This window comes from Nocardia sp. CY41, assembly GCF_009829325.1.
Lineage (GTDB): Bacteria > Actinomycetota > Actinomycetes > Mycobacteriales > Mycobacteriaceae > Nocardia.
The window spans coordinates 1-4,785 of the sequence record NZ_VUOS01000081.1 but is presented as its reverse complement, the minus strand read 5'-3'; the positions used below and the strand labels follow the sequence as shown (position 1 = coordinate 4,785).

Sequence of the window (4,785 nt, the reverse complement as noted above, 5' to 3'; positions counted from 1 at the left end):
CCCGACCCGTTCGACCCGGCGCTGACCGAGGTCGGCTTCACCACTGTCGGCCACGCTGCCTGACAGTCCGGTCACAGCGACAGGAAAACCTCGATGACCGGGTCGGGCGGTGGTGAGGCCATCGCGAGATGAACAAGCTCGATTCCAGCGCACCCTGGGCTGGTGTATGCAACCCGAGCTCCGCCGACCGTCGATCAATCAGCGCCGCCGGCGGCCCGTCGTCGTCGCCTGAGAACCTCGGTGTGTGGTCGGTTCTGGCCCTGTCGCGCAAAACTTGGACCAAGCTATCGATCCTTCTCTGAACCTCATCCATCCTTCTCTGAGCGTCGTCTGAGGACCGTGGCCTCGTACTGCCGGTACTGTCGGGGTTCGACGGTCGCTCATCGTGTCCGGCTGCACTGCGCTTGGACAGGTCACCGACGCGGGTCGATTCGCCCCTGGATCCGGCGTGGTCGTCCATGGTGTGTTTGAGCCGTTGCGCGAGCGACTCGTCGGCATTGCTCTCTGTGCGCACCACAGACCGAAGACCATCCGCGCCCATCGGGCCTCTTTGAGTGTCGGCGATGTGCCCGGTCGCGCGTGGGATCTGGCGGTTGCGCAATCCATCGGCCATGTCCCTGACGAACTGCGCCAGCCTGCTGTTGCCTAACAACCTCCGCACCCTGTAGTCCCGCACACAGCGACGTCACCTCTACTTCACTCAGCCGGGCGACATCCTCTCCTTCCGCCGCCGGACCGGACAGGCGCGGTCTTCCCGGCTGTGGTGAGCACGAGCGCGCCAGGGTGTGGTCCGAGGTCGAATCGGCGACCACCGCGCAACCTGTCTGACGAAGTCCGTTTGGGTGCAGCGATCTCGATTGAGAGTCTTCAGGACGCGAAGGGAGGGTGCCGCCCGGCTTGTGTGTGTATCTGGGGTACACGTGTGTATCTGGGGAACCCCAACACCACGCACTCGACCGAGCCGAAAAGTGTCAGAATAGAATCAATTTCTGCATTTCTTGACACATGTCCGCTGGATTCTCAGACTTCAAATTTACATTTCAAGTGGCGGAGAGGTCAGTTATGGCGTCGGCTATATCGGGGGCCGGTAGTAATCGCGCGGAAAACAACGACAATGGCTTGACCAGCGGTTATGTCGGCTAGGACGTGTTGCGAAGTGGCGCTGTGGGCGAGCTACTGGACCGCTGTGTACGCCAGGCCTTCGGATCGACACAGCACATACCGTAGGCCCGGAGCGAATTCGACCAGCATCGGCAGGATGCGTAGCTGCACGGTGATCGGCGCCGAGACCGCAACGACAACCGGCGTCGCGGGCGGCCGGGGCCTTTCCTGCATCATGTGCCGTGGTGCTACCGCTGGCCCGACGCTTGATACGCCGCTGTTCGGGTAGCGCAAGGTGGTCCAGTAGAGGGGCGGATCTGGACAGTCGGATTTGCGTGTTGTCTCAGCTGGGAGGAGGGATCCGGTGGTGGGAACAGCCGAAGACCAGATAGGTTCCGCTCCGTGAGAGACAGCATTCCCGCACGAGGAGACCGGAAATGGGCGCCCTGGTGGGCGTATCTTGCTCCGATCCTCGGCGTCAACTACCTCAGACAGATCGTCGTGCCTTTCGGCACCGTGCCCGTGATCATCGATGTCTTGCTCGCCGTGATGCTCGCCGGGGCAGTGTTCGTCCTCATCACCGCTTTCTACCGGCTGACGCAACGCTGACTGTGACCGCCGGACCCCCTTTGTCGAGTTCCTCCTTACTGTTCCTGCTGCCGCAGGCTGCGCGTGGCCGAGTGCAATTGAACTGCAGAAGCACCGCTGTGAGCAGGTGACACCAGGCACCAATGGCACCACGTACGGCCGCCACCATCGACTTCAAGAAGCCCTCCGGCGGCGGCAGCTTCCAGCAATAGAGATCGGGGTGCTGTCAGGTTCCGGTAGAGCAGCTTCGATGACTGGGAACTTCAGCCTTCAGATAGACGATCGCTATCCGTTTCCGTGCTCAGTATGGTCAATTCCCGAGCGAACTCTTGCCGGGCTTTTACTATGAGTTCATCACTGGCCGCAGGATAAGCCGAGACTATCGCGATCAAAGCGTTCTCGACACGAGGCCCCAGACCTGTGTGAGAAGCCGGAGCCAGCCCTTCCAACGCTCGGGCCAGACTCGTGTCGAAGTTACGCCGAACCTGCTCGACAGACAATCCTCTCCCCCTCAAATCAATCCTTCCTTCCGCCATTCCGATTCTGCTGTTTCAACCAACAGATTACGCAGCACTCTAGCGGGTTCGCTGGCGTGTTCGCCGTTCAGCTCGACATCGGCGAATGCCTCGGCAAGGGCTTCGATTGGATGAAACCCACCTTTCCAGAAACTGTATCCACTCAGCTGGTCACGCCAAATTCTGCACGGCTCGCTGATATCGCCTCCAAGGTTCTCTGGGTCATGCGTTCGTAGATAGTGCTCAAACAAATGTGAATCGGCTCTGTCGACGGCGGCCGACCGTCCTGCATAGGTCAGCGCATGACCGAACTCATGAACTATCGCGCTATATGCCGGACCTTGAGACCTCTGGAAGAAATGCTTACGCTCCACCGCCTCCGTTACGTCTTTCGACAGCAGTTCCGGGTCTGTGGCGTATTTTGCCGAGAAGGTTATCCGGGTGGCCTTGAGATCAGTATGAGGCGCTCTGTCTTCGAGTGCCCGAGCGATGTCCCCCTCGACGTCACCGAGATCCACCGAGAGAATTCTGGTATGTGGGTACTTGGCCAGCATTTCGTCCAGGGCAGTGACGATTTCACGGACCGTGCCGGTATCAACACCGGGCATGTCGAAGCCATACACTTCGATACCGTGCCGGTCGGTCAGTTCCTTCCCGATCTGCGCATTGAGTCGTTCGATTTCCCCGGGCCGCCGACGAACAGGAAGTTTTGGTTTAACATCAGTCTGCGGAAGGACGGCTCCCGGCGACTCCAGAGACGAACGGGGGCCTTGGCCATCCGGAAAGGTGGCAGCGACTCGGGCGGCAGACGACTCGTCGGTGGTACGCATTGCAGAACTTGTGCCCCGAAGGTGTTCCGCGGCATGAATCGGTGGACCTGCCCGCGCTTCCGCAACCCCTTTCGCGAGGGGAATCAATCCATCACGGAGATCCGCCCATGCCTTCGCGATCGATTTTCCATGCACAGCCCGACCGGTCCCACACTTGCCTGATAGCTGGAGAATAGCGTAAATGTGCCATCCGGTCGGTTTTCGCCAATAGGGGGAACACCAGGTCCAGGCTCGGCCTGCGGGTCAGCAAAGGCCCCGCGTGCGGGAACCGGGCCTCCGCCTCAGCGCGGGAGCCCGGCCGGTAGAGAGTGATCCGGCCCAGATCCCGGATGCGTGGTGAGAGCTGCATGCCGATGCTGGTCGAATTCGCTCCGGGCCTACGGTATGTGCTGTGTCGATCCGAAGGGCTGGCGTACACAGCGGTCCAGTAGCTCGCCCACAGCGCCACTTCCGACACGTCCTAGCCGACATAACCGCTGCTCAAGCCATTGTCGTTGTTCGCAAACCCGCCCTCACCACCGAACAAGCCGACTTGTTGCGCGCCCGCGCGGCCGCCGGAGTGTCGAAGGCGGCGCTGGCCAGGGAGTTCGGTGTCAGCCGTGAAACGGTCTACGCCTACCTGCGGGGTGAAACCGTCACGGCCTGAGCTGCGAGGTTTCCGGTTTCGCACACCAAACCGAGCACTTGTCGGTGGCGGGGGCTGGCGCGCGTTCTGAAGTGTTGTCACCGCCGCGCACGCGACACGCGTGAACCGCGGTATCGGGCATCCCGGTGGGCGGGGGCCTATTGTCAGCGCCGCCACGGGCTTGTGCACGGAGGCCGGTGGCAGCGCATGAAATGGCTAGGCAGCCCGGGACCCCGGTGCGACATCACTCCCGCTCGGCTGGGGGCCTCGGGTGTATCCGCTGATTGCGTCACCCCGTGATCCACACCTCACACGGCGATGGCAAGGCCCGCTCACGCTTTCACGATCACTGAACCATCACGGGTTTGGGGCCGCTTCCTTCTTTGAGGATGGTCTCCATCATGTCGAAGCGCTACCCGTCCGAGGTTCGTGACAAGGCCGTGCGGCTGGCCCTCGAACGGCTCGATGAGTACGGATCCGCCTACGCTGCTGCGCGTGCGATCGGCCCGCTGGTCGACGTGCATCACGAAACTCTGCGGCTGTGGATCAACAAAGCCCTCGACGAAGCGCCGTCTTCGGGTGCGGCGGTCGCGGCGGGCTTGTCGACAGCGGTGCGGCAGGAGCTGGCTCGGCTGCGGAAAGAGGTTCGAGATCTCAAGCAGACCAACGAGATTTTGAAGTTGGCCTCGGCTTTTTCGCGCGGGAACTCGACCCGCGACACCGCTGATCGTCGGGTTCATCGACGAATACCGCCAGGTCTACGGCGTCGAGTCGATTTGCCGCGCGCTCTCGGCGCACGGTGTGCAGATCGCGGCCCGGACCTACCGCAAAGCCCGCCGCCTGCCACCGTGTGACCGCGACATCGCTGATGCGCTGGTGGAGAACGCGTTGCGCGATCTGCACGGCGCATACGAACAGATGTATGGACGCCGCAAAATGACTCGCTACCTGCGCCGTCAGGGCCACGAGGTGGCGTTTTGCACCGTCGACCGTCTCATGGGACGTAGACAACGAACGACCGTCCCAGCGAAGAACGGTGTCCGTGCTGGTGACAAGCTCAACCGCGACTTCACCGCCGCGGCGCCGAACCACGTGTGGGTCGCCGACTTCACGTATGTGGCGACCT

General features: G+C 61.9%; 5 protein-coding genes. 4 read left to right on the top strand and 1 reads right to left on the bottom strand.

The annotated features are described in order from the left end of the window. The first annotated feature begins 1,503 nt into the window (after positions 1-1,503). Positions 1,504-1,710 (top strand): hypothetical protein, encoded by a 207-nt coding sequence (locus GVY64_RS36440; protein ID WP_201298329.1) that lies wholly within the window; start codon positions 1,504-1,506, stop codon positions 1,708-1,710. Positions 1,711-2,200: 490 nt separating this feature from the next. Here the strand turns inward: GVY64_RS36440 and GVY64_RS36435 are convergent, their stop codons facing one another. Further along, positions 2,201-3,034 (bottom strand): hypothetical protein, encoded by an 834-nt coding sequence (locus GVY64_RS36435; RefSeq protein WP_159851183.1) that lies wholly within the window; start codon positions 3,032-3,034, stop codon positions 2,201-2,203. Positions 3,035-3,425: 391 nt separating this feature from the next. Between GVY64_RS36435 and GVY64_RS39370 the strand changes: the two genes are divergently transcribed. The 3 genes from GVY64_RS39370 to GVY64_RS36420 all read left to right on the top strand — a co-directional run. Beyond that, positions 3,426-3,680, top strand: coding sequence for a helix-turn-helix domain-containing protein (locus GVY64_RS39370; protein WP_442939690.1), 255 nt, complete (start codon positions 3,426-3,428; stop codon positions 3,678-3,680). A 380-nt stretch (positions 3,681-4,060) separates the two neighbouring features. After that, positions 4,061-4,513, top strand: a complete 453-nt coding sequence (locus GVY64_RS36425; protein ID WP_159851181.1) for a hypothetical protein — start codon at positions 4,061-4,063, stop codon at positions 4,511-4,513. Between the two features lie 34 nt (positions 4,514-4,547). Next, positions 4,548-4,785: IS3 family transposase (locus GVY64_RS36420; RefSeq protein ID WP_236567540.1), on the top strand; the 238-nt coding region annotated here is incomplete at its 3' end.